Genomic DNA, 21509 nt, shown 5'->3' with positions numbered 1-21509 from the left:
AGGATGTGGTGACAGGTTCCGCCCCTTCAGGCGTCGGCAAGCATTTTTTAAGGCGGATTAGCGGGATGAAGGGGGGATGAAGGGGATTTGTGGTTGTGGACGGCGGACCCCAAAGTCGAGATCCGCCGCATTCCCACCCAAGCCTGATCGCAAAACAATCCCCTTCATCCCCCCTTCATCCCGCTAATCCGCCTTAAAAAAAGAAAGCCATCGCCACAGGTTGGGCTGCCGATGGAAACTAATACCCCAGCGCATGCGGCAGCCACAGCGTAATCCCCGGCACGAACGCGATCACCAGCAGGCACGCCAGCAGCAGCCCCAGATACCCCAGCATCGGCTTGACGGTAACCTCGATTGGCACACCGCCGATCAGGCAGGCGCCGTACAGCCCCAACCCCAACGGCGGGGCAAACAACCCGATCCCCATGGCGATGACCAGGACGACCCCGTAGTGCAACGACCCGATACCAAGCTGCACCGCGACCGGCACCAGCAGCGGGCCGAAGATGATCAGCGCGGCCGCGCCCTCCAGCACCGACCCCATCACGATCAGGATGGCGATCGACAGCAGCATGAACACCCAGGCGCCGCTGGTGGCGGACAGCGCGATCATCGCCTCGGCCAGCATATGCGGCACCTGCTGCAACGTCAGCATGAACGCCAACGACTGAGCGGCCGCGACGATGAACAGCACCAGGCCGGACCGGGTCGCCGCATTGACGAAGCTGTGCAGCGCCGCGCGCGGCCCCAGTTCGCGGAACACCACACCCCCGACGATCAACGCATACAGCGCGGCAAAAGCAGAAATCTCGGTGGCCGTCGCGAACCCGGTGCGGAAACCGCCGAAGATGATGACGATCAGCCCCAGCGTGACCGCCGCGCCGCCCCACAATTTGCCCAGCGGCGTGCGCGGGCCGTCATCCTCGGGCACCAGCGCCGTCTTGGCGCCGAAAATCACCGCTGACGCAATCAGCGCCAGCGCCATCAGCCCGGCTGGCAGCAGCCCGGCCATGAACAGCCCGCCGATCGAAAGGTTGGCAACGAAACCGAGGATGATCAGGTTGATGCAGGGCGGAATCGTCTCCGCCATCACCGCCGATCCGGCCAGCAGCGCCACCGCCGCACCCGGATTCTGCTTCGACTTACGAGCGGCCGGGATCAGCACCGACCCGACTGCGGCGACGTCGGCCATCTTCGACCCGGAAATGCCGGAGAAGATCACCATCGCCAGCACCATCACCACGTTCAGCCCGCCGCGCATCCGGCCGACGAGGCGTTCCAGCAGTTCGATCAGGCGGACGGACATGCCGTTCGCCTCCATCAGGTAGCCGACGAGGATGAAGAACGGGATGGCCAGCAGCACGAAATTGTCGATGCCGCGCGCCATCTGCTGGGCGAAGATCACGCCGGGCAGGGTGCCCGACACCCACAGATAGATCAGCGCCGACAGCGCGAGGGCGAAGCCGATCGGCACCCCGCCGACCAGGCAGACGACGAAGCCAGCCAGCATCAGCGGGCCGGGGCTGGGCAGGCTGTCGGGGGCGAAACTGGTCCAGACGAACCAGGCCGCCGTCACCACCGCGACCGCGACGACGGACAAAGCAAGGTCCTTCGCCGCGTGGCGTCCGGCCTGGAACAACGCGAACAGCGCCATGAAGACCGCGCCGACGCCCATCGGGTAGAAGGTCAGCTCCAGCGGCAGGCCCGATCCGGTGGTCTGGCCGGTGGTGAACTGCCCGAGTTGCAGTGCGTAGAACGCGATGTTGCCGGTGATCACCACCACCAGCACCGCGTTCAGCGCATCGGTCAGCCGGCGGGCGCGCGGCGGGAATTTCTCCACGAAGAACGCCACGCCGACATTGTCGCCGCGGGCCAGCGCGCCGGCGGCGCCGAAGAAGCTCAGCGCCACCATCAGGCCGCGCGCCACGTCGTCCGCCCACTCCCACGGCGCGTCCAGCATGGTGCGGGACAGCACCGAACCAGCGACCACCAGCAGGTCGGCCGCCAGCAGCAGCGCGGCGATCGCGTCGGTCAGCCGCAGCAGCGGCGTGGCGACATACCGGTTGAACCCGGACATATCAGGCGGACGCGGCCCGCACGGCATCGACGATCGCCTTGGCGTCGGGATGCGCTTTCACGAACGCATCGGTCTGCGGCAGCACTCGCTTGCGGAACGCCTCCTTGTCGCAGTCCAGCACGGTGACGCCCTTGCCCTTCAGGAAAACCAGCGCCTCCTGCTCCACCGCCAGCCCATGCACGCGGGTATCGAGCGCCGCTTTGTGCGCGGCGTCGAGGAACCCGTCGCGCAGCTTCGGATCCATCCGGCGATACGTCGCGTCGCTGAAATACGTCACCAGCGGCGAGTAGATATGTTCGGTCAACGAGTAGAACTTGGTCGTCTCATAGAACTTGCTGGCGACGATGGTGGGCGGATCGTGCTCCAGCCCGTCCAGCACGCCGGCCTGCAGCGCGGTGTAGATTTCGCCGAATGCCAACGGCGTCGCGGCGGCGCCCATCAGGCGCAGGCACTCGGTGATGATCGGATTGGGCAGCGTGCGGATTTTCAGCCCGGACAGGTCGGCCGGCTCATGCACCGGTTTGCGCGCCAGCACGCTGCGGGCGCCGAAGTTGTACGCCCAGCCAATCAGGCGGATATTGGCACTTTTCAACAATGCGTCCTCGACCGGCTTGGCGGCGCCGGCATCCAGCGCCTTGGTCTGCTGCGGATAGCTCTGGAACAGGTAGCCCAGGTCATACACACCCACCAGCGGCACCAGGTTGGCCGAGATCGATGTGCCGGACACCATCATGTCGATGACGCCCAGCTTGACCGAGTTGATGACGTCGATTTCCTGCCCCAATTGGTTGTCAGGAAAGAATTGCACGGTGATCTGGCCGTCGAGTCCGTTGGCCTTCAGCGCTTTCAGCAGGTAATCGTAATAAACTCGGCCGTTCGCGAATTTCGGGTCGTTCGCCTGCGACGACGACAGCTTCATCGTCATGCCGGCGGCATGGGCTCGCCCGATGATGGCGGGTGCCAGGGCGGCACCAACCGGCAAAGCGGCGGCATGGCGCAGGACTGCGCGGCGGGTAATCGGCACGTTGAGTCTCCTTCCCGGGATCGGCGGCCCTGGTGGGGCTCGGATCGTTTGTTCGGGCCGGACACTAAGGCCGATGTGCGCGCTACCACAAGGCGGTCGTGACGGAGCAGCACATTTCCGCTAAGGCTCCACCAGCCGATAAAAACCGGAGGCACGGGGTGGGGAATTTGAACAGGCGGGCGCTGTTGGCGGCGCCGCTGGCGCTGACGGCGACGCGCGGCCGGGCACAGGCGGCGCCCGTGCGGGTGGGTGTGCTGACGGATATGACGGGGCTTTACGCCGATGCGATCGGTCCCGGATCGTTCCTCGCCGCGCAAATGGCGGCCGAGGACGCCGGCAGCAGCGTGATCGGCCGGCCGATCGAAATCCTGTCCGCCGACAACCAGAACAAAGCCGATATCGGGTCCGCCATCGCCCGCCAGTGGTATGATCGCGACCACGTCGGCTTGGTTGTAGGGCTGGACAATTCGTCCGTCGCGCTGGCGGTCGAGCAGGTGGCGCGCGAGCGGAACGGCATCACCGTCGCCATCGCCGTCGGCACCAATGATTTCACCGGTAAGTTCTGCACGCCGAACGCGATGTCGTGGAACTACGACAGCTACGCGCTGACCCACGGTGTCGCCGGGGCACTGGTGGCGCGCGGACTGGACACCTGGTTCTTCCTGACGGTGGATTATGCGTTCGGCGCGGCGCTGGAGAGTGATGCCTCCGATGCGGTGCGCGCGGCCGGCGGCAAGGTGCTGGGGTCGGTGCGGCATCCGCTGGGGACCGGCGATTTCAGTTCCTTTCTGATTGCGGCGAAGGCGTCGGGGGCGAAGGCGATCGCGTTGGCCAACGGCGGCAACGACATGACGGGGGCGGTGAAGCAGGCGGCGGAATTCGGTTTGCAGCAGGGCGGCCAGACACTCGTCCCGATGCTGTGTACCAACGCCGATATCCACAGTTTGGGACTGCCGGTGGCGTGGGGGATCACGCTGATGACGTCGTTCACCTGGAACCGCACCGACCAGACTCGCGCCTGGTCGCAACGGTTTTTCATGCGGCATCATACGATGCCCTCGATGGACCACGCGGCGACGTATTCTGCGGTGCGGCACTACATTCGCGCCGTGGCCGCGGCCGGGACGACCGACACCGCCGCGGTGGTGGCGAAGATGCGTTCGTTGCCGGTGCACGACTTCTACGCCGACGGTGCGATGGTCCGAGCGGACGGCAGGCTGGTGCACGACATGTATCTGGTGAAGGTGAAAAGCCCGGCGGAATCGCATTCGCCGTGGGATTATGAGGACATCCTGCAGACCGTCCCCGGCAACAAGGCGTTCCGCCCGACGGAAGAAGCCGGCTGCCCGACGGCGAAAACGTGAGCCCAAATCGCGGATCGAGGGCCATGGCCGCCGCCTGGCTGTGTTTCCTGACCATCCTGCTGGACGGCTACGACACCGCGGTGATCTCCTTCGCCGCGCCCAGCCTGGCGCATGACTGGTCGCTGCCGGCTGCGGCGTTCACCCCGGCCTTCGTGGCGACCAGCCTGGGCGCGGTCATCGGCTACGTGTCCTGCGGCCACCTGGCCGCCAGGTTCGGTCATCGCCGGCTGGTGATTGCCAGCGTCAGCTTCTTCGGGCTGATGTCGCTGGCAACCGTGCTGGCGACCGACATCACTGAACTGACGGTGTTCCGTTTCGTGACTGCGCTGGGTCTGGGCGGTGCGATACCGACAGCGATCGCCCTTGCGTCCGGCCACGCTGACGCAAGCCGGCGAGAAGTAACAGCGTCCATCGTGACCGTGGCGATCGTGATCGGCGGCACGCTGGGCGGGCTGGTCGCGGTGCCGCTTCTGCGCCGCTGGGGCTGGCAAGGCCCGTTCGTGCTGGGTGCGATCCTGCCGTTCATTTCTCTGCCGGCGTTGATCGCCTGGTTGCCTGACGGCGCCAGCCAGGGCGGCCGAGGCTCGCCGAAAGCCCTGTTCGCCGCCGGTTTCGCCCTGCCCACGATACTGCTGTGGGCCATGGCATTCCTGTCGTTCATGCAGAGTTACTCGTTCACCTATTGGCTGCCTCTGCTGCTGACCAGTTTCGGCTTCGACAGAGCGAGCGCGGCACTGGGAAACACGTATATCGGCGCGGGCGGGATTGCCGGCGTGCTCCTGATGGCGTGCTTCGTGCAGCGCGTCGGCTGCGCCCGCTATCTGGCCGCGGCCTTCACGGTGGGCGCGGGGTTCGTGCTGCTGATCGCATTCGGCGGGCTCCCCAACGGCACATTGCCCGCGCTTCTGGTCCTGACCGGCGCGGGGTTGGGGATCGGCGGCGTCGGCCAGGCGGCGATCGCCGCGATGCTGTATCCGGCCGGCCTGCGGACCACCGGAGTCGGCTGGTCGTCGGCCATGGGACGCGCCGGCTCCATCCTGGGGCCGGGCATCGCCGGCGCATTCCTGCATCTGCAATGGCCGGCACGCAGCATCGTCGCACTCGCCGCGGTGCCGGCGATCGCCGCCGCTGCCTCCGCTTTGGCGATTTTCGTGCTGACACCCCGCGAAGGAGAACCATCGTGACCGACATAGCCCACACCGCGATCGGCGACCTGCTGGGGCTTCGGCAGGACGGGGTCCTGCGTTTCCGCGCGGTGCCGTACGCCGCGCCGCCCGTCGGTGCCCTGCGCTTCGCCGCACCACAGCCACCCGACCCGTGGACCGGCGTGCGCGATGCCCGCCACCACGGCCCGATCGCGCCCCAACCGCCGTCCCGCCTTCGCCTGGCGATGGGAGAATTCGATCGCACCCAGGACGAGGATTGCCTGACGCTGTCGATCGCCACCCCGGCTGCGGACGGCAAGCGGCGGCCGGTGCTGGTGTGGCTGCACGGCGGCGCGTGGCTCAGCGGCGGCGGCTCGTTGGACTGGTACGATGGCGGGGCACTGGCACAATCCGGCGACGTCGTGGTCGTCGGCGTCAACTACCGGCTCGGCCCCCTCGGGTTCCTGCATTATCCTGGCCTCGCCGACGGGATGATGGGTCTGCACGACATGGTCGCCGCCCTGCGCTTCGTGCAGGCGCATATCGCATCGTTTGGCGGCGATCCCGATTGTGTCACGCTGATGGGCCAGTCCGCCGGCGGCGGCGCCGTGCTGCGGCTGATCACCTGGCAGGAAACGCGCGATCTGTTCCACCGAGCGATCGTTCAGAGCGGTTCGGTGCGCCGAGGCGTGTCCTCCGCCGAGGCGACGGCGCGCGCGCGGCGGATGATGCAACTGCTGGAGATCGATCCGGATGATGGGGATGCCGCTGAGAGGCTGCGGTCGGCACCGGCGGAGCGTATGATTGCCCTGCAAATGCAGATCGCTCGGGAAAACGCCCGGTTCGCCGAACCGGATCCGGCGTTCCCACCGGTGTTCGACGATTTCGACAGCGCCGAGGCGTTCTCCGACCGCGTCGCCGCTGCGGCGGCCGAACGCGGCATCGATGTCGTTCTGGGGACGACGCGGGAGGAGATGCACGCCTTCCTGGTCGCCGACCCGTCCATGACGAGGCCCGATGAAGTCGCGGTCGCGGAACGATTTACCACGCTGGCCGGCAGCGCCGACACAATCCAGGCCTACCGCCGGCGCCGCCCCGGCGGCGATACCCGCGATCTGCTCGCTGATCTCGTAACCGACCACCGGTTCCTGTTTCCCGCCCTGGATGTCGCCGAACGGATCGAGCGGGCAGGGCGGAAAGTGTTCGTGTACCAGTTCGATTGGTCGCCCGCCGGTTCGCCGTGGCAAGCATGTCACTGTATCGAGCTGCCATTTGTGTTCGGCACCCGAACGGCCTGGGATGCCCCAATGCTGGCCGGAACGAACGACGCCGAATACGCGGGCATTTCGGACAGCATGATGGCGGCCTGGAACACCTTCGCCCGCACCGGCGCGCCAGCGATACCGGACCTGCCGTGGCCGCCCTATGAAGCGGGGCAGCGGCAAACGATGCGGTTCGGACGGATCAGCGGCGTGGTCGGTGACCTCGCATCGGTGTCCCGACGACTGTAATGACGCGACATCTGCGCGCAGCCGCCTGAGACTGATATCGGCGACTGTACTCCGTAGGTCTCCCACGATGATGCCATGGAACTGATCGTTGCTTAACGGCTTGGTGTCCGGCCGTTCGTCTCCTGAGAGGGTGTCAGGCCAGGGATTCTTCAACACGGAGGAAGCCGGAGGGCCACAAAGGGCCACGAAGAAGAAAGCGGTGATATTCGACGAAGCCTCCAGCACTGTCCTTATGGGCAAACACAAAGCAACGGCCTGTTCAAAGGCCACTCCCACGCCGATTTGTCCGAAATGGTGTGTCGTGTGCCGGCAGTGGCACGGCAACGCTCAGTGGCCCTCAGTGGCCCTCGTTCTTCCTCCGTGTTAAAAAAGATGAAAGGGCGAACGACCGCGCGCCATACACGCGGCCCGCACCCGAGCAACCACGCGTGCCCACAACGGCCCCTCGCCATCGATAAAAACCGGTTCACACTCACTCCCCGTCTCAATCCCAGGCTTGAATGACCTCCACCATCGTCACGATCTCCGACCGGCCCGACCTGGCGCCTCTCGTCGCAAGATGGCGGGTGGAAGCCTTCTTCAACCACCCCGGCGGCTACACGGTCGAAGAAATGACCGCGCTGATCCTTGAACCGCCACGCGGACCCAAAGAGACATTCGTCCTGTTCGACCACGGCCGCCCGGCCGGGACTGCCGCCCTAATCCGGTCCGACCTGGACTCGCGCCCCGACCTCACCCCCTGGCTCGCCGGTCTTTTCGTCGAGCCCGCGTTCCGCCGGCGCGGCCACGCGACCCAACTGATCCGCAAAGTCGAGGCATTCGCTCGGGCGTCCGCCGTTCCAGTCCTATGGCTCTACACCTCGACGGCCGAAACGCTCTACGCACGCCTCGGCTGGCAACGCGTGGGGACAGAGGACGAAAGAGGCGAACAAGTCGTGCTGATGAGGCGCACTCTATCAGCTCATCATTGATCGGATGGCACGACGATCGCCACGCGGCGATTCTCCGATTGACCCGCCGGCGTATTGTTGTCCGCCACCGGGTCCTGTTTCCCAAGGCCGCGCACCCGGATATTGCCGGCCTGCATGCCGGCGCTTTCCAATACGACGGCAACCGCCTGGGCGCGCCGCAACGACAGATCGTTGTTGTAGGCATCGGTGCCATAACTGTCGGTGTGCCCCTCGACCCCAAGATGGCCGATCTGCACCGACAGCAGCTCGTGCCCGAGCTTGCCCATGGAGGTCTCCGTCACCGGGTTCAGCTTGTCCGAATTGGATGCGAACAGAATCTTGTCGGACAGCCCGAGTTCCCATCCATCGTCAATCTGGTGAAATCCGTTCTGCCGCAGCACGGCGATCTGCGCCGCGGTCAGGCCGGTGTGGCCCGCACACGCCGCGAGGCCGAACACCGCCAGCAAGCCAATGCCGGCCAGTCGCTCAGGAAATCGCCGCAACACAGGATGTCTCCATAACGTCATGATCCACCGACTTCGGCCGCCACGCCCCGGCTGCCTCTCTGGGTGGATTTGGCGCGATACATAGCCTGGTCGGCTTTGTGAAGCAGGGTATCGGCATCCAGCGCATGGTCCGGATATATCGCAACCCCAATGCTCAGGGACGTTACGATACTTTCACCAGACGGCAATGAAATGGGCACCCGCATGCGCGCCAGCAGGACGTCGGCGATCGAAACGGCATCGGCGGCGTCACCGACGGGCGCGATCAGCAGGGCGAACTCATCGCCGCCAAGACGCACGGCCAGGTCGGTTTCACGCACCAGGGCTTTGATCCGGGTGGCGACGTTGATCAGGACGGCGTCGCCCGCTGCGTGGCCGAATCCATCGTTGATCGTCTTGAAGCGGTCGCAATCCAGGAACAGCACCGCCGCCCGCATGCCGCGCCGTTCGGCATCGGCGATCGCCAGCACCAGTTGCGTCTCGAAGAACGCCCGGTTCGGCAGGCGGGTCAGGCTGTCATGGCTCGCTTTATGCACAAGCGAAGCGTTCTCGATTTTCAGGTGAGCCTGCCATCTGTCGAGTTCGTCAAGCAACGCGTTGAAATTCTCACCCAGGTCGTTCAGTTCGGTGATTTCGGTCGCCGGCACCCGCTGCTCGAAATCGCGTTGCCGCCGCACCGCATGCGCAACGGCGGCGAGCGTCTGCAACGGCTTGACGATACTGGTCATCATGCGCCGTGACAGATACATGGCGCTGGCGACGATCAGCACCTGGCAGATGACGACACCCAGCAGGCCGCTCAGCACGAAACGCAGCACATTCTGTCCGCTGCCGCTCACGTCAACGTTGCCGATCAAGGCTCCATCATGGGTGATCGGCATCATCACCGGGCGGACACCCAGCAGCATCATGCTCATCCGGCTCAGCATGGCGAACGTGCCCTGTGACGGCGTTTCCCAGTGGGCGATCATCCGGCCCCCGGGGCCGGTCACCGACGCTTCCGCCACGTCTTCCGTCGCGGCGATCGAGGCCAGGGCATCATGCGCGGCGGCACGATCGCCAAACACGACCGCGGCTTCCACGTTGTAGCTGATCGCCCGGGCCACCAGGTTCAGGCTGTCGTTGGCATAGGCCAGCAGGGTGACGGCGCCGGTCAGGGTCAGGGACAATCCGACGATCGTCACGGCGACAATGGCGATATTGAGATGGGCGCGGCGCAGGACGCTCAGCAATGTCGGCTGTGGCCGCCGGCGCCCCGCGGTCATGGCGTGGGCCTCGGCTGACGCCCCAGCAGCAGGACATGCGGGTCCACCCGAACCCCGCTGCGGGCGATGGAGTCGAGATTGACAGAAAACGAAACGGTCGTACCGTGGACAGCAAGGCAGAAGGCATTGCTGTCTGAGCAGGATGGATCATGCTCACTGATCGTCAGCACAGGATGCCCGGTGAGATCGGTACGTAAAATGGTGCGCTCGGATTCTGTGAGGGCGCCGGAATAAACCACATCGCATTCAGCGCCTAGCCGATTGTCATCGATCGCCATACGTTGCGCGCGAAGTTGTACTTCGTCGATCTGTAGTCCGCTTTGCAACAGGCCGTCCGCGTAGTCGGTCTGGCCTACAACGCACAGGCGAAACGGTGCCGGCGGCGTCGGCCAGCGCGTGTAGCTGACGATGCCCTGCACCACCCGGCTGACCGCGGCGGCTGCGTCGGCAACCGGTGCGGCATGTGCCCCGGTAACGCCACAGCCCATCGCAAGCATGACGACGATCGCGATCCGGCGCCTGTCCAGGACCAGTGCGACGCGTGCGGGTCGGATCAACGTTCGGTCAGCAGGCCGAAGGCCACGCCCGGGGTTGCCGCCTTGACCAGCCTGGCGGCCAGGTCCGGGTCGCGGAATCGCCGGGAGATGGCGGCCAGCGCCGCCACATGCGATGTGGTCTCCGACGGGATCAGCAGCACGAACACCAGCCGCACCGGCTTGCCGTCGATCGCCTCAAAATCGAGCGGTTTCGCCAGCCGTACAAACAGGCCCAGATAGCCGTCCAGCCCCTCGATCCGAGCATGCGGCAGGGCGAATCCGGCACCCAGGCCAGTTGAGCCGAGCTGTTCCCGAGCCAGCAAGGCAGTCTCCACGGCTTTCGGCTGCAAAGCCGGCAGCAGGCGGGCGAAGGCGCGGGCGACCTCCCCGATTAAGGCCGCTTTGTCGCGCGGCCGCACATCCAGGACAATCCGGTCGGCAGTTAGAAAGTCGGTGATTTCCATCTACGGAAAAAATCCTAGTCGTTGATTCGCAGCCGGTAACCTACCCCGGTTTCGGTCAGGATGTGGACTGGCCGCTCCGGATCAGCTTCGATTTTCTGCCGCACCGCGCGTACATAGATCCGCAGGTATTGCACGTCGGTATCCGAACCCCACACCTCCCGCAGGATCATCTTGTGCGTCAGCACCTTGCCGGCGTGCTGCACCAGCAGCCGCAGCACGGCATATTCGCGCGGCGAAAACTTCACTTCCTCGCCGCGCACCGTCACGATCCGGCGCACCAGGTCGACGGTCAGGTCGCCGCTGCGGAAGATCGGGATTTCCCCCTCCTGCTGCAGCCGATGCCGCTGCGCCGCCCGGATTCGCGCCAGCAGCTCATCGATGCCGAACGGCTTGGTCACGAAATCGTCAGCACCCAGATCCAGTGCGTCGACCTTCGCCGCTTCATCGCTGCGGCTGGACAGCACGATGATCGGCACCGAGGAACCGCCGCTGCGGATTCGGTTGATCACCTCCGTGCCATCGATGTCGGGCAGGCCGAGGTCCAGCACGATCAGGTCGGTACCCTTGCGGCGGGCGATATCGATCGCCGGCAGGCCCTCTTCCAACTCGCTCACGATATAACCCTGGCTGGACAGCCCGGCGCGCAGGAACCGCCGTATCGCCGGTTCGTCGTCGACCACCAGAACCCGCAGCGGGCCGGCACTCATGGGGTGGTTTCCTCTTCGGGAAGCAGCGCGTTGATGGGAACCGGCAGGGTGATGACGAACATGGCACCCTGGCGGTCGGGGCGATTGGCGGCGACGATGGTGCCGCCCATGGCTTCCACGAAGCCGCGGCAGATCGCAAGCCCCAATCCGGTGCCGGCGCGCCGCCGGTCCGGACCGCCCGCGCGATAGAATTTCTCGAAGATGCGTTCGGCGTCGCCGGCGGGGATGCCTTCGCCCTCATCCATGATCCGCAGCGTGACGGTGTCGCCGTCCTGGCTGGCCTGGATGGTGATCAGGCTGCCGGCCGGCGCGTGCTTGGCGGCGTTGTCCAGCAGGTTGAACAGCACCTGCTCGAACAGCACCATGTCCAACGCCAGCATCGGCAGGCCGGCCGGCAGATCGACGGCGACCCGGTGCGCCGCCAGGATCTTCGCCGCCCGCTGCAGCGCCGCGCCGATGACATCCGACAGCTCATTCAGCCCGGTCCGTGGTTTCAGGGCGCCGGATTCCAGCCGCGTCATGTCCAGCAGGTTGCCGATGAAGCGATTGAGCCGGTCGGACTCCTCGATGATCGTCCCCAGCAGGGAGTCCTTGGTCGCGGTGTCGAGGATCGCGTCCTGGGACCGCAAACTGGTGGCCGATCCCAGGATCGACGCCAGCGGCGTGCGCAAATCGTGCGAGATGGACGTCAGCAGCGCGGCGCGCAGGCGGTCCGTCTCCACCTCCAAACGCGCCAGGTGCAGGTCGCGGGCGAGGTTGACCCGCTCGATCGCCAGGGCGGCCTGGTCGGCGAGGGCATCCAGCAGGCGTTGCTGGTCGGGGGTCAGCAGCGGGCCGGGTTCGTCGCGGATGATGCCGACCACGCCCAGCGGCCCGCGCCCGGTACGCAGCGGCTGGAACAGCCATTTGCCGCCGGGCAGCGTGTCCGATCCGCGGCCGGCGATATGGTTCTTCTCCCACGACCATTTCGCGGCGGCGAGGTCGGCATCGTCCAGCACATCCTCCGGCGGGAACCCGGCTCTGACCGCGATACTGCCGTGACTATTGTCCCCTGGGGGCAACAGCAGCACAACGCGCACCTTCAGCATCAGCGCGATCTGGTGGACGGTCGCCCACAGCAGGTCGTCCAGCGCGACCGCCACCGACAGCTTGCGGCTGAACTGATACAGGTCGTTGGTCTGGCGCGCGCGCAGCCGAGCGGACAGCGCCTGGCCGCGGACCCTGGCGGCGAGGTTGGACGCGATGACGGCGACGACCAGGAAGAAGAATAGCGCGACGACGTTTTCCGGGTCGGAGATGGTGAAGGTGTAAAGCGGCGGCAGGAAGAAGAAATTATACGCCATCACCGCGACGAAGCAGGCGAACAGCGACGGTCCCAGGCCCTGCAGCACGGCGCCGATCAGGATCGCCGTCAGGAACACCAGCGCCACGTTGGTGACGTCCAGCAATTCGTGCAGCGCCAGGCCGCAGGGGATCGCCACCAGGACCGGTAGCGTGGCGATCAAATACGGCCGTGGATCGAATGCCGGTCTCGGCGTGGCAACCGGCGGTGGCGGGGTGCCTTCGGCGGGGGCCTCGATCACATGGATGTTGATCCCGCCCGCTCGGTTGATCAGGCGCTGTGTGATGGAACCCAGCAGATACTGGCGCCAGTACGGGCGGTCGGATTTGCCGACGATCAGGTGGGTGACGTTGTTGGCGCGGGCGTAATCGATGACGGTATCGGCGACGTCCTGGCCGGGGATCAGCACCGGTTCCGCCCCCAGCCGTTCGGCGAGCCGCAGTGCCGCCACCACGCTGTCATGTTCCGAGACGGTTGCGCGGGCGGAGCGTGTCGTCTCGACGTTGATCGCGGTCCAGGGCGCGCGAAGCTGGTCGGCGAGGCGCTTGGCGTGGCGCACCGTGGCGGTGGCCTTGGGTCCGCCCTGGACGCAGACCAGGACGCGTTCGCCGGCTGGCCAGGGACCTTCGATGGCATGGGTGCGCATGTAGTCGACCATCTGGTTGTCCACACGCTGCGCGGTGCGCCGCAGGGCCAGTTCCCGCAGCGCCGTCAGGTTGCCGGGGGCGAAATAATGCCGCACGGCGCGTTCGGCCTGGGCGGGCACGTAGACCTTGCCGTCCTTCAGGCGCTGGATCAGGTCATCCGGAGTCAGGTCGATCAGTTCGATGTCGTCGGCGCGTTCGATCACCGAATCCGGCACGGTTTCCCGCACCCGGATGCGGGTGATGCGAGCGACGACGTCGTTCAGGCTTTCCACATGCTGGATGTTCAGCGTGGTGTAGACGTCGATGCCGGCGGCCAGCAGTTCCTCGACATCCAGGTAGCGCTTGGGATGACGGCTGCCGGGGGCGTTGGTGTGAGCCAGCTCATCCACCAGCACCAGGCGCGGATTGCGCACCAGGATGGCGTCGAGGTCCATCTCCGTCAGGGTGCGTTCGCGATAGGCGATCTCGCGGCGGGGGATGGTTTCCAGGCCCACCGTCAGCGCCTCGGTTTCCGCCCGTTTATGGGTTTCGACGACGCCGATGACCACATCGACGTTCTCCCGCCGCCTGGTCTGGGCGGCGGAGAGCATCTCGTATGTCTTGCCGACGCCCGGCGCGGCGCCGAGGAAGATCTTCAGCCGACCTCGGTGGGACTTCTCTGCCTCCCGCAGCAGAGCGTCGGGCGAGGGTCTTCGGTCGGTATTCGCGCTCTCGCCCATTCGGAGTCCGTTCAGCTACGGCCCAATGCGTCCAGTGCCAGGTTCAACTCTAGCACATTCACATGCGGCTCGCCGATCAGTCCGGCAAGGCGGGAGACGGTGTGGGCCTGCACCAGTTGACGAACCTGGGCTTCGGTCAGGTTGCGGGCCTTGGCGACGCGGGGCACCTGGAACAGCGCGGCGTCGGGGGACAGATCGGGGTCCAGCCCGCTGCCCGACATCGTCACCAGGTCCATGGGAACCGTCGTGCCGGGGTTTTCGGCCGCCAGCGTCTTGGTGTCGGCGGTCACCCGGTCCAGCAGCGCCTTCGAGGTCGGGCCCAGGTTGGCGCCGCCCGAGTTATCCGCATTGTACGGCGCCGCGATGGTCTTGGTGGGGTCTTTGGGGTCGGTATCCGTGGTGGCGGACGGGCGGCCATGGAAGTACTTGGCGGCGGTAAAATTCTGCCCGATCAGGGCGGAGCCGATGACCTTGCCATTCTGCTCGATCAGGCTGCCGTTGGCCTGATGCGGGAAGATGGCCTGGGCAATACCGGTCATCGCCAGCGGGTAGGCAAGGCCGGTCAGGATGGTCATGCAGACGATCATCATGACGGCGGGGCGTATCTGGTTAAGCATTTGTGTGTGTGTCCTTAGTTTTCGATCGTCACGGCTGGGCGCGGCCTGTCCGGCTGCGCCCCATCCGCCATGGTCGGGTCAGGTTATTCATCGCGGCCGCGCGCGGTGTATCCGTCATGGCCGGGCGCGTCCCGGCCATCCGCGCTTCGTCCGACGGTGCGACGATGGCCGGGACACGCCCGGCCATGACGGGGTGGATGGAGGTCTGCACGGTCACGCCAAGCCCAGCGCATTGACCGCGAGGTCGATCAGCTTGATCCCCACGAACGGAGCGACGATGCCGCCCAGGCCGTAGATCAGCAGGTTGCGGCGCAGCAGCGCGGCGGCACCGATCGGGCGATAGGCGATGCCTTTCAGCGCCAGCGGGATCAGCGCCACGATGATCAGCGCGTTGAAGATGATCGCCGACAGGATGGCGCTCTGGGGCGTGCCCAGGTGCATGATGTTCAGCGCCTGAAGCTGCGGATAGAACGCGATGAACATCGCTGGGATCATGGCGAAGTACTTCGCCACGTCGTTGGCGATGGAGAACGTCGTCAGCGCGCCGCGGGTCATCAGCAGTTGTTTGCCGATCTCGACGATCTCGATCAGCTTGGTGGGGTCGCTGTCGAGGTCGACCATGTTGCCGGCCTCACGCGCCGCCATGGTGCCGGTGTTCATCGCCACGCCGACATCGGCCTGTGCCAGGGCAGGAGCGTCGTTGGTGCCGTCGCCGCACATGGCGACCAGTTTGCCCTGGGCCTGCTCGTCGCGGATCAGCTTCAGTTTCGCTTCCGGCGTAGCCTGGGCGAGGAAGTCGTCGACCCCGGCCTCGGCCGCGATGGCGGCGGCGGTCAACGGATTGTCGCCGGTGATCATTACCGTGCGGATGCCCATGCGCCGCAGTTCGGAGAAGCGTTCCCGAATCCCGCCTTTGACGATGTCCTTCAGGTAGATCACGCCCAGCAGCTTGCCGTCCCTGGCGACCGCCAGCGGTGTGCCGCCGGCCTTGGCGATTTCCTCCGCCTTGGCCGTCAGTTCCTTCACCGCCGCATCGTTGCGCACCGCCGTGGCGACACCGCCGCCCTTGCCGCCGGCCGGCGCGGCGACCCAGTTCAGCACCGCATCCACCGCGCCCTTGCGGATGGACGAGTTGTCGAAGTCGATGCCCGACAGCCGTGTCTGCGCCGAGAACGGCACGAAACGCGCCCCCAGCGGCGCCATGTCGCGGCCGCGGATATCGTATTTCTCCTTCGCCAGCACGACGATGGAGCGGCCTTCCGGGGTCTCATCCGGCAGCGACGACAGTTGCGCGGCATCGGCCAGCTCGCGGGCGGTGACGCCGGTGAGCGGGAAGAACTCGGTGGCCTGGCGGTTGCCCAGGGTGATGGTCCCGGTCTTGTCCAACAGCAACGTATCTACGTCCCCCGCTGCCTCCACCGCTCGGCCTGACATCGCCAGCACGTTGAAGCGCACCAGCCGGTCCATGCCGGCGATGCCGATGGCCGACAGCAGCGCACCGATGGTGGTGGGGATCAGGGCGACGAACAGCGCCACCAGGATCACCACCGACATCGCCCCGCCGGCATAGGTGGCGAAGCTGGGAATGGTGGCGACGGCGAACACGAAGATGATGGTCAGACCCGCTAGCAGGATGTTCAGCGCGATCTCGTTCGGGGTTTTCTGCCGTTCGGCGCCCTCCACCAGCGCGATCATCCGGTCGAGGAACGTCGATCCCTGCGCGGCGGTAATCCGCACCTTGATCCAGTCCGACAGCACACGCGTGCCGCCGGTCACCGCCGACCGGTCCCCGCCGCTTTCGCGGATCACCGGCGCGGATTCCCCTGTAATCGCCGATTCGTCGATCGAGGCGATGCCCTCGATGACCTCACCGTCGCTGGGGATCAGGTCCCCGGCGTTGACCAGAACGATGTCGTTCTGGCGCAACTCCGGGGCGGCGACGGTTTCGGTGCCCGTAGGGGTGATGCGGTTGGCCATGGTGTCGGTGCGCGCTCGCCGCAGGGACGCGGCCTGGGCCTTGCCGCGGCCCTCCGCCACTGCCTCGGCGAAATTTGCGAACACCACGGTGACCCACAGCCAGGCGATGATCTGGAAGGTAAATCCGAGATGGGCGCCATGGGTCAGCAGGTCCCGGGCGAAGATGATGGTGGTGAGGGCAGCGACAACCTCCACCACGAACATCACCGGGTTGCGGATCATCAGCCGTGGGTCAAGCTTGGCGAAGGCCTGGCCGATCGCGGGCAGCAGGATGGCCGGGTCCAGCAAGCTGGATTTGGCGTCGCGGGAACGGGTTTCCATTGGGAAATGCCTTAGTAAGTGGTGCCGGACAGCATCGAGAGGTGCTCGACGATCGGTCCGAGGGCGAGGGAAGGCAGGAAGGTCAGGCCGCCGGTGATCAGGATCACGCCGACCACCAGGCCGACGAACAGCCCGCCATCAGTGGGGAACGTGCCAGCCGAGGTCGGCACGATCTTCTTCGCGGCCAACGATCCGGCGATGGCGAGCATCGGCACGATCACCAGGAAGCGGCCAATGAACATCGCCAGCCCCAGTGTGCTGTTCCAGAACGGCACGTTGGCGGACAGGCCGGCGAAGGCGCTGCCGTTGTTGGCGGTGGCCGAAACGTAGGCATACAGCGCCTCGGTGAAGCCGTGCGGTCCGGCATTGGCCAGCGCGCTGGTGCCGGGGTTGATCACCACCGCCAGCGCGGTGAACCCAAGCATGCACATCGGCATGACCAGGATGGCGAGCATGGCCATCTTGACCTCTTTCGCCTCCAGCTTCTTGCCGAGGTATTCCGGCGTGCGGCCGACCATCAGCCCGGCGACGAACATCGCCACGACGACGAACAGCAGCATCCCGTAGAGGCCGGACCCGACGCCGCCGAAGATGATTTCGCCCAGCATCATGTTGACCAGCGGGACCATGCCGCCCAGCGGGGTCAGGCTGTCATGCGTGTTGTTGATCGCGCCGCACGACGCGTCGGTGGTGATGGTGGTGAACAGCGACGAATTGGCGATACCGAAACGAACCTCCTTGCCTTCCATGTTGCCGGCGAGGTGGTTGAGCGGCAGATGCGCGAACAGCGGGTTGCCGGCGGCTTCGGCCCAATAGACGGTCGTGGTGCCGGCGAGGAACAGCAGGCCCATGACGGCGAAAATCGCCCAGCCCTGGCGCTGGTCGCCGACCATGCGGCCGAACACGTTGGTCAATGCCGCGCCAATCGAGAAGATCAGCAGCATCTCGATCAGGTCGGTCAGCGCCGTCGGGTTCTCGAACGGATGCGACGAGTTGGCATTGAAGAAGCCACCGCCGTTGGTGCCCAGCATCTTGATCACCTCCTGCGAGGCGACGGGCCCCTGGGCGATCAGTTGCTTGGCACCTTCCAGTGTGGTGACCTGCGTATAGTCGCCGAGGTTCTGCGGCACGCCCTGCCAGACCAGGACCAGGCCGACGACGATGCAGATCGGCAGCAGCACGTACAGGGTGGTGCGGGTCATATCGACCCAGAAATTGCCGACGCTTTTCGCCGAACGGCGGCTGAAGCCGCGGATCAGCGCGATCGCCAGCGCGATGCCGGTGGCAGCGCTGACGAAGTTGTGCACCGTGAGGCCGGCCATCTCCACCAGGTAGCTCATGGTGGTTTCCGGCGTGTAGGACTGCCAGTTCGTGTTCGTTACGAAGCTGACGGACGTGTTGAACGCCAGGTCGGGCGACACCGCATCCAGATGCTGCGGATTGAACGGCAGCACCGCTTGCAGCCGTTGCAGCGCGTACAGCACGACGAAGCCGGCGAAGCTGAACGCCAGCATGGCGATCGCGTAGGTGACCCAATGCTGTTCTTCGTTTTCTTTGACACCGGAAACGCCGTAGAGGCCGCGTTCCAGTGGACGAAGGATTGGGGACAGAAAAGTGCGCTCACCCGCGAAGACGCGGGTCATGTAACCGCCCAGCGGTTTGGTGAGAAGTATGAGCAGGACGCAATATAGCGCGATCTGCAGCCAGCCGTTGACTGTCATGTGTGTCGCTTTCCGAGCATAGAGGGATGGCCTAGAAGCGTTCGGGCTTGATCAGCGCGACGATGAGGTAGGCCAGGAGAAAAGCGGTCACGAGGCCGCCCAGGATATAGTCCAGCGTCATTGGCGTGGTCCTACAGACGATCGCAGGCGTAAGTGTACAGGACGCAGGCGAACAGAAACGCCGCGCCGGTCGCGAGATAAATTACATCAAGCATGGTCAAGGCTCCCTTTGCCCACTGCTCGGGCGGCAGGCGGAACGGTTGTTGAGCGTGCCCGAAAGTAAGTTTGCGCGACTATAGAAGCCATGTGGTTTGCATGGCGTTCCCATAGTATTTCCATATAAATGGCGGGCGGATTGAGCGTATGTATCGCCGTATGGCGAAAATGCTTACGCCATTACGGGCGAGCGTGATCGGCGTCGCGCGATCCGATAAGAAGCCAGAGCTGAGCGGCCTTCCGGCCAGCCCCGTGATCGCGTGCTGCGATAAATGGTCCGGGTGCCTCCCCGATCAAGCGGGGGAGGTCCGTAACTGGTTTAGCCGATGATGGTCGATCTCGACGCGGGCGGTGTCAGAAATGGATCGCCCGCTTATAGGCGTCCAGCACCGCCTCATGCATGGTTTCGCTGACCGTCGGGTGCGGGAACACCGTGTGCATCAGTTCAGTTTCCGTCGTCTCCAGCGTGCGGGCGATGGTGTAGCCCTGGATCATCTCCGTCACCTCGGCGCCGATCATATGGGCACCCAGCAACTCCCCCGTCTTCGCATCGAATACGGTTTTGACCATGCCGTCGGGCTCACCCATGGCGATCGCCTTGCCGTTGCCGATAAACGGGAAGTGGCCGACCTTGACCTCGTGACCAAGTTCCTTGGCCCGCGCCTCGGTCAGCCCCACCGAGGCGACCTGCGGCCGGCAATACGTGCAACCTGGAATGTTACGAACGTCCATCGGATGCACGTCCTTGAGGCCGGCGATTTTCTCGACGCAGATGACGCCTTCATGGCTGGCCTTGTGCGCGAGCCACGGCGGGCCGGCCAGATCACCAATGGCATAGATCCCAGGCTCGCCGGTGCGGCCGTATTCGTCGATCACGACATGGGTGCGGTCGACTTTCACCGCGGTGCCTTCCAAGCCGATGTTCTCGGTGTTGCCGACGATGCCGACGGCGGAGATGACACGATCGACGGTAATATCCTGGGATTTGCCGCCGGTTTCAACCGTAACCGTGACGTTGTCGCCACCTTTCTTGACGCCCTTGACGGCGGCATTGACCAGGATCTTCATCCCCTGCTTCTCGAACGCCTTGTGCGCGAACGCGGAGATTTCCTCGTCCTCCACAGGCAGAACGCGAGGCAGCACTTCCACGACCGTTACTTGTGCGCCCATGTTGAGGTAGAAGCTGGCGAACTCGATGCCGATGGCGCCGGAGCCAATGACCAGCAGCGACTTCGGAAACATCGGTGGCACCATCGCCTCGCGATACGACCAGATCAGTTTCCCATCCGCCTCGATCCCCGGCAACTGCCGCGCTCGGGCGCCCGTCGCGAGGATGATGTGCGGCGCCTTCAGGGTCGCAACGTCCTTGCCGTCTTTCGTTACGTATACAGTCTGATTGCCGTTCAGCTTTCCGTCGCCGTCGAACACAGTCACCTTGTTCTTCTTCAGCAGGAAAGCGACGCCGCTGGACAGTTGCTTGGCAATGGCCCGCGAGCGCTTCACCACCTTGCCGATGTCGAACACCGGCTTGACCGCCTCAAATCCGAAATCCGGCAGATGGTGCAGCAGGTGGTTGATCTCACTGGTGCGCAGCAGTGCCTTGGTGGGAATGCACCCCCAGTTGAGGCAGATGCCGCCAAGATTTTCCCGCTCCACAACTGCGGTTTTCATCCCGAGCTGGGCGGCGCGAATGGCGGCGACGTAGCCGCCGGGGCCGGTGCCCAGGACGATCAGGTCGAATGCTTGGTCAGCCATGGGGATTTCCTTCCGCCAGGGCGGCGAGCGCCTCGCCACCCAGTTGCAGTGTATGCCAGTGCTCGATCGGTTGGGAGCCGATCCGATGATAGAAGTCGATGGACGGCTGGTTCCAGTTCAGCACCCGCCACTCGATACGGGCGCAACCTTCGGCCACGGCGCGCTGCGCGAGGTGGCGCATCAGGGCGTAGCCGGCACCGGTGCCGCGGTGGGCGGGATCGACGAACAGGTCTTCGAGGAAGATGTTCGGACGCAGCTTAAAGGTGCTGAGCGTGTAGTAGAACAGCGCCAGCCCGATCGGGGTGCTGTCGATTTCAGCGATGAGGGCGTGGGCACGCGGGTTCGGGGCGAAGAGAGCGTCGTGGATCTGCGCCTCGGTGGCAGTAACCTCAGCCAGCAGCCGTTCATACTCGGCCAGGCCGCGGATCAGCCGCAGGATGGCGGCCACGTCGGTGGGCCGAACGGGGCGGATGGTGGGGGTCATTGGTGAGGCCGCCATGCCCTGGTCGCCATAGCCAAGCGCCCTTTGATCGTCATGGCCGGGCGTGTCCCACGGCTGTCTGGCACGATTTTTGAGTCCTGAACGCACTATTTCGCTGTACAAGCCGCACGGTATTGATTCTACTCAGCTTCCGACGTTTGGCG

At 65.3% G+C, this 21509-nt stretch carries 18 protein-coding genes; 4 read left to right on the top strand and 14 right to left on the bottom strand.

Going from position 1 to position 21509, the window contains the following annotated elements; translation table 11 throughout:
- Window positions 1-238 precede the first annotated feature (238 nt).
- Complete coding sequence (locus GSQ89_RS04015; protein WP_158922277.1) at window positions 239-2077, bottom strand: TRAP transporter large permease subunit; 1839 nt, start codon at window positions 2075-2077, stop codon at window positions 239-241.
- 1 nt (window position 2078) lies between these two features.
- Window positions 2079-3101: a TRAP transporter substrate-binding protein gene (locus GSQ89_RS04010; protein ID WP_158922275.1), complete on the bottom strand. Its 1023-nt coding sequence runs from the start codon at window positions 3099-3101 to the stop codon at window positions 2079-2081.
- 158 nt (window positions 3102-3259) lie between these two features.
- On the opposite strand from GSQ89_RS04010, the gene GSQ89_RS04005 reads away from it, so the two are divergent.
- From GSQ89_RS04005 to GSQ89_RS03990, 4 genes are all read left to right on the top strand, one after another.
- Window positions 3260-4465 carry an ABC transporter substrate-binding protein gene (locus GSQ89_RS04005; RefSeq protein WP_254073069.1) on the top strand — a complete coding sequence of 402 codons (1206 nt, stop codon included), beginning with the start codon at window positions 3260-3262 and terminating at the stop codon, window positions 4463-4465.
- 23 nt (window positions 4466-4488) lie between these two features.
- Window positions 4489-5649, top strand: coding sequence for an MFS transporter (locus GSQ89_RS04000; RefSeq protein WP_158922273.1), 1161 nt, complete (start codon window positions 4489-4491; stop codon window positions 5647-5649).
- Window positions 5646-7121 (top strand): carboxylesterase/lipase family protein, encoded by a 1476-nt coding sequence (locus GSQ89_RS03995; protein ID WP_158922271.1) that lies wholly within the window; start codon window positions 5646-5648, stop codon window positions 7119-7121. Before GSQ89_RS04000 ends, GSQ89_RS03995 begins: the two co-directional genes overlap by 4 nt.
- Window positions 7122-7621: 500 nt before the next feature.
- The gene (locus tag GSQ89_RS03990; protein ID WP_158922270.1) at window positions 7622-8092 is read left to right on the top strand and encodes a GNAT family N-acetyltransferase; all 471 of its coding nucleotides are present in this window, start codon (window positions 7622-7624) and stop codon (window positions 8090-8092) included.
- On the opposite strand, the gene GSQ89_RS03985 is transcribed toward GSQ89_RS03990, so the two are convergent.
- The 12 genes from GSQ89_RS03985 to GSQ89_RS03930 all read right to left on the bottom strand — a co-directional run bounded on the left by GSQ89_RS03985 (window position 8086) and on the right by GSQ89_RS03930 (window position 21363).
- Complete coding sequence (locus tag GSQ89_RS03985; protein WP_216856003.1) at window positions 8086-8574, bottom strand: OmpA family protein; 489 nt, start codon at window positions 8572-8574, stop codon at window positions 8086-8088. The genes GSQ89_RS03990 and GSQ89_RS03985 overlap by 7 nt on opposite strands.
- 20 nt (window positions 8575-8594) lie before the next feature.
- Window positions 8595-9842, bottom strand: coding sequence for a diguanylate cyclase domain-containing protein (locus GSQ89_RS03980; RefSeq protein ID WP_158922266.1), 1248 nt, complete (start codon window positions 9840-9842; stop codon window positions 8595-8597).
- On the bottom strand, window positions 9839-10339 hold the full coding sequence (locus tag GSQ89_RS03975; protein WP_216856002.1) for a YfiR family protein: 501 nt from the start codon (window positions 10337-10339) through the stop codon (window positions 9839-9841). The genes GSQ89_RS03980 and GSQ89_RS03975 overlap by 4 nt, the downstream gene beginning before the upstream one ends.
- Window positions 10340-10395: 56 nt before the next feature.
- Window positions 10396-10842 carry a PTS sugar transporter subunit IIA gene (locus tag GSQ89_RS03970; RefSeq protein WP_158922263.1) on the bottom strand — a complete coding sequence of 149 codons (447 nt, stop codon included), beginning with the start codon at window positions 10840-10842 and terminating at the stop codon, window positions 10396-10398.
- A gap of 14 nt (window positions 10843-10856) precedes the next feature.
- A complete protein-coding gene (locus tag GSQ89_RS03965) occupies window positions 10857-11549 on the bottom strand; it encodes a response regulator (RefSeq protein ID WP_158922261.1) in 693 nt (230 codons plus the stop codon).
- A complete protein-coding gene (locus GSQ89_RS03960) occupies window positions 11546-14257 on the bottom strand; it encodes a sensor histidine kinase KdpD (protein ID WP_158922259.1) in 2712 nt (903 codons plus the stop codon). Before GSQ89_RS03960 ends, GSQ89_RS03965 begins: the two co-directional genes overlap by 4 nt.
- A gap of 11 nt (window positions 14258-14268) precedes the next feature.
- The gene (locus GSQ89_RS03955; RefSeq protein WP_158922257.1) at window positions 14269-14874 is read right to left on the bottom strand and encodes a K(+)-transporting ATPase subunit C; all 606 of its coding nucleotides are present in this window, start codon (window positions 14872-14874) and stop codon (window positions 14269-14271) included.
- A 213-nt stretch (window positions 14875-15087) separates the two neighbouring features.
- Window positions 15088-17172: a potassium-transporting ATPase subunit KdpB gene (gene kdpB / locus GSQ89_RS03950; protein WP_158922255.1), complete on the bottom strand. Its 2085-nt coding sequence runs from the start codon at window positions 17170-17172 to the stop codon at window positions 15088-15090.
- An 11-nt stretch (window positions 17173-17183) separates the two neighbouring features.
- A complete protein-coding gene (gene kdpA, locus GSQ89_RS03945) occupies window positions 17184-18893 on the bottom strand; it encodes a potassium-transporting ATPase subunit KdpA (RefSeq protein ID WP_158922253.1) in 1710 nt (569 codons plus the stop codon).
- 31 nt (window positions 18894-18924) lie between these two features.
- Window positions 18925-19014, bottom strand: a complete 90-nt coding sequence (kdpF, locus tag GSQ89_RS03940; protein WP_158922251.1) for a K(+)-transporting ATPase subunit F — start codon at window positions 19012-19014, stop codon at window positions 18925-18927.
- Between the two features lie 449 nt (window positions 19015-19463).
- The gene (lpdA, locus tag GSQ89_RS03935) at window positions 19464-20864 is read right to left on the bottom strand and encodes a dihydrolipoyl dehydrogenase (RefSeq protein WP_158922249.1); all 1401 of its coding nucleotides are present in this window, start codon (window positions 20862-20864) and stop codon (window positions 19464-19466) included.
- A complete protein-coding gene (locus GSQ89_RS03930) occupies window positions 20857-21363 on the bottom strand; it encodes a GNAT family N-acetyltransferase (RefSeq protein WP_216856001.1) in 507 nt (168 codons plus the stop codon). Before GSQ89_RS03930 ends, lpdA begins: the two co-directional genes overlap by 8 nt.
- Window positions 21364-21509: the final 146 nt, after the last annotated feature.

Origin of the sequence: Acidisphaera sp. S103 (genome assembly GCF_009765975.1) — a bacterium.
GTDB lineage: Bacteria > Pseudomonadota > Alphaproteobacteria > Acetobacterales > Acetobacteraceae > Rhodopila.
The sequence above is the reverse complement of the archived record's forward strand: the minus strand, read 5'-3'. Positions and strand labels throughout refer to the sequence as shown.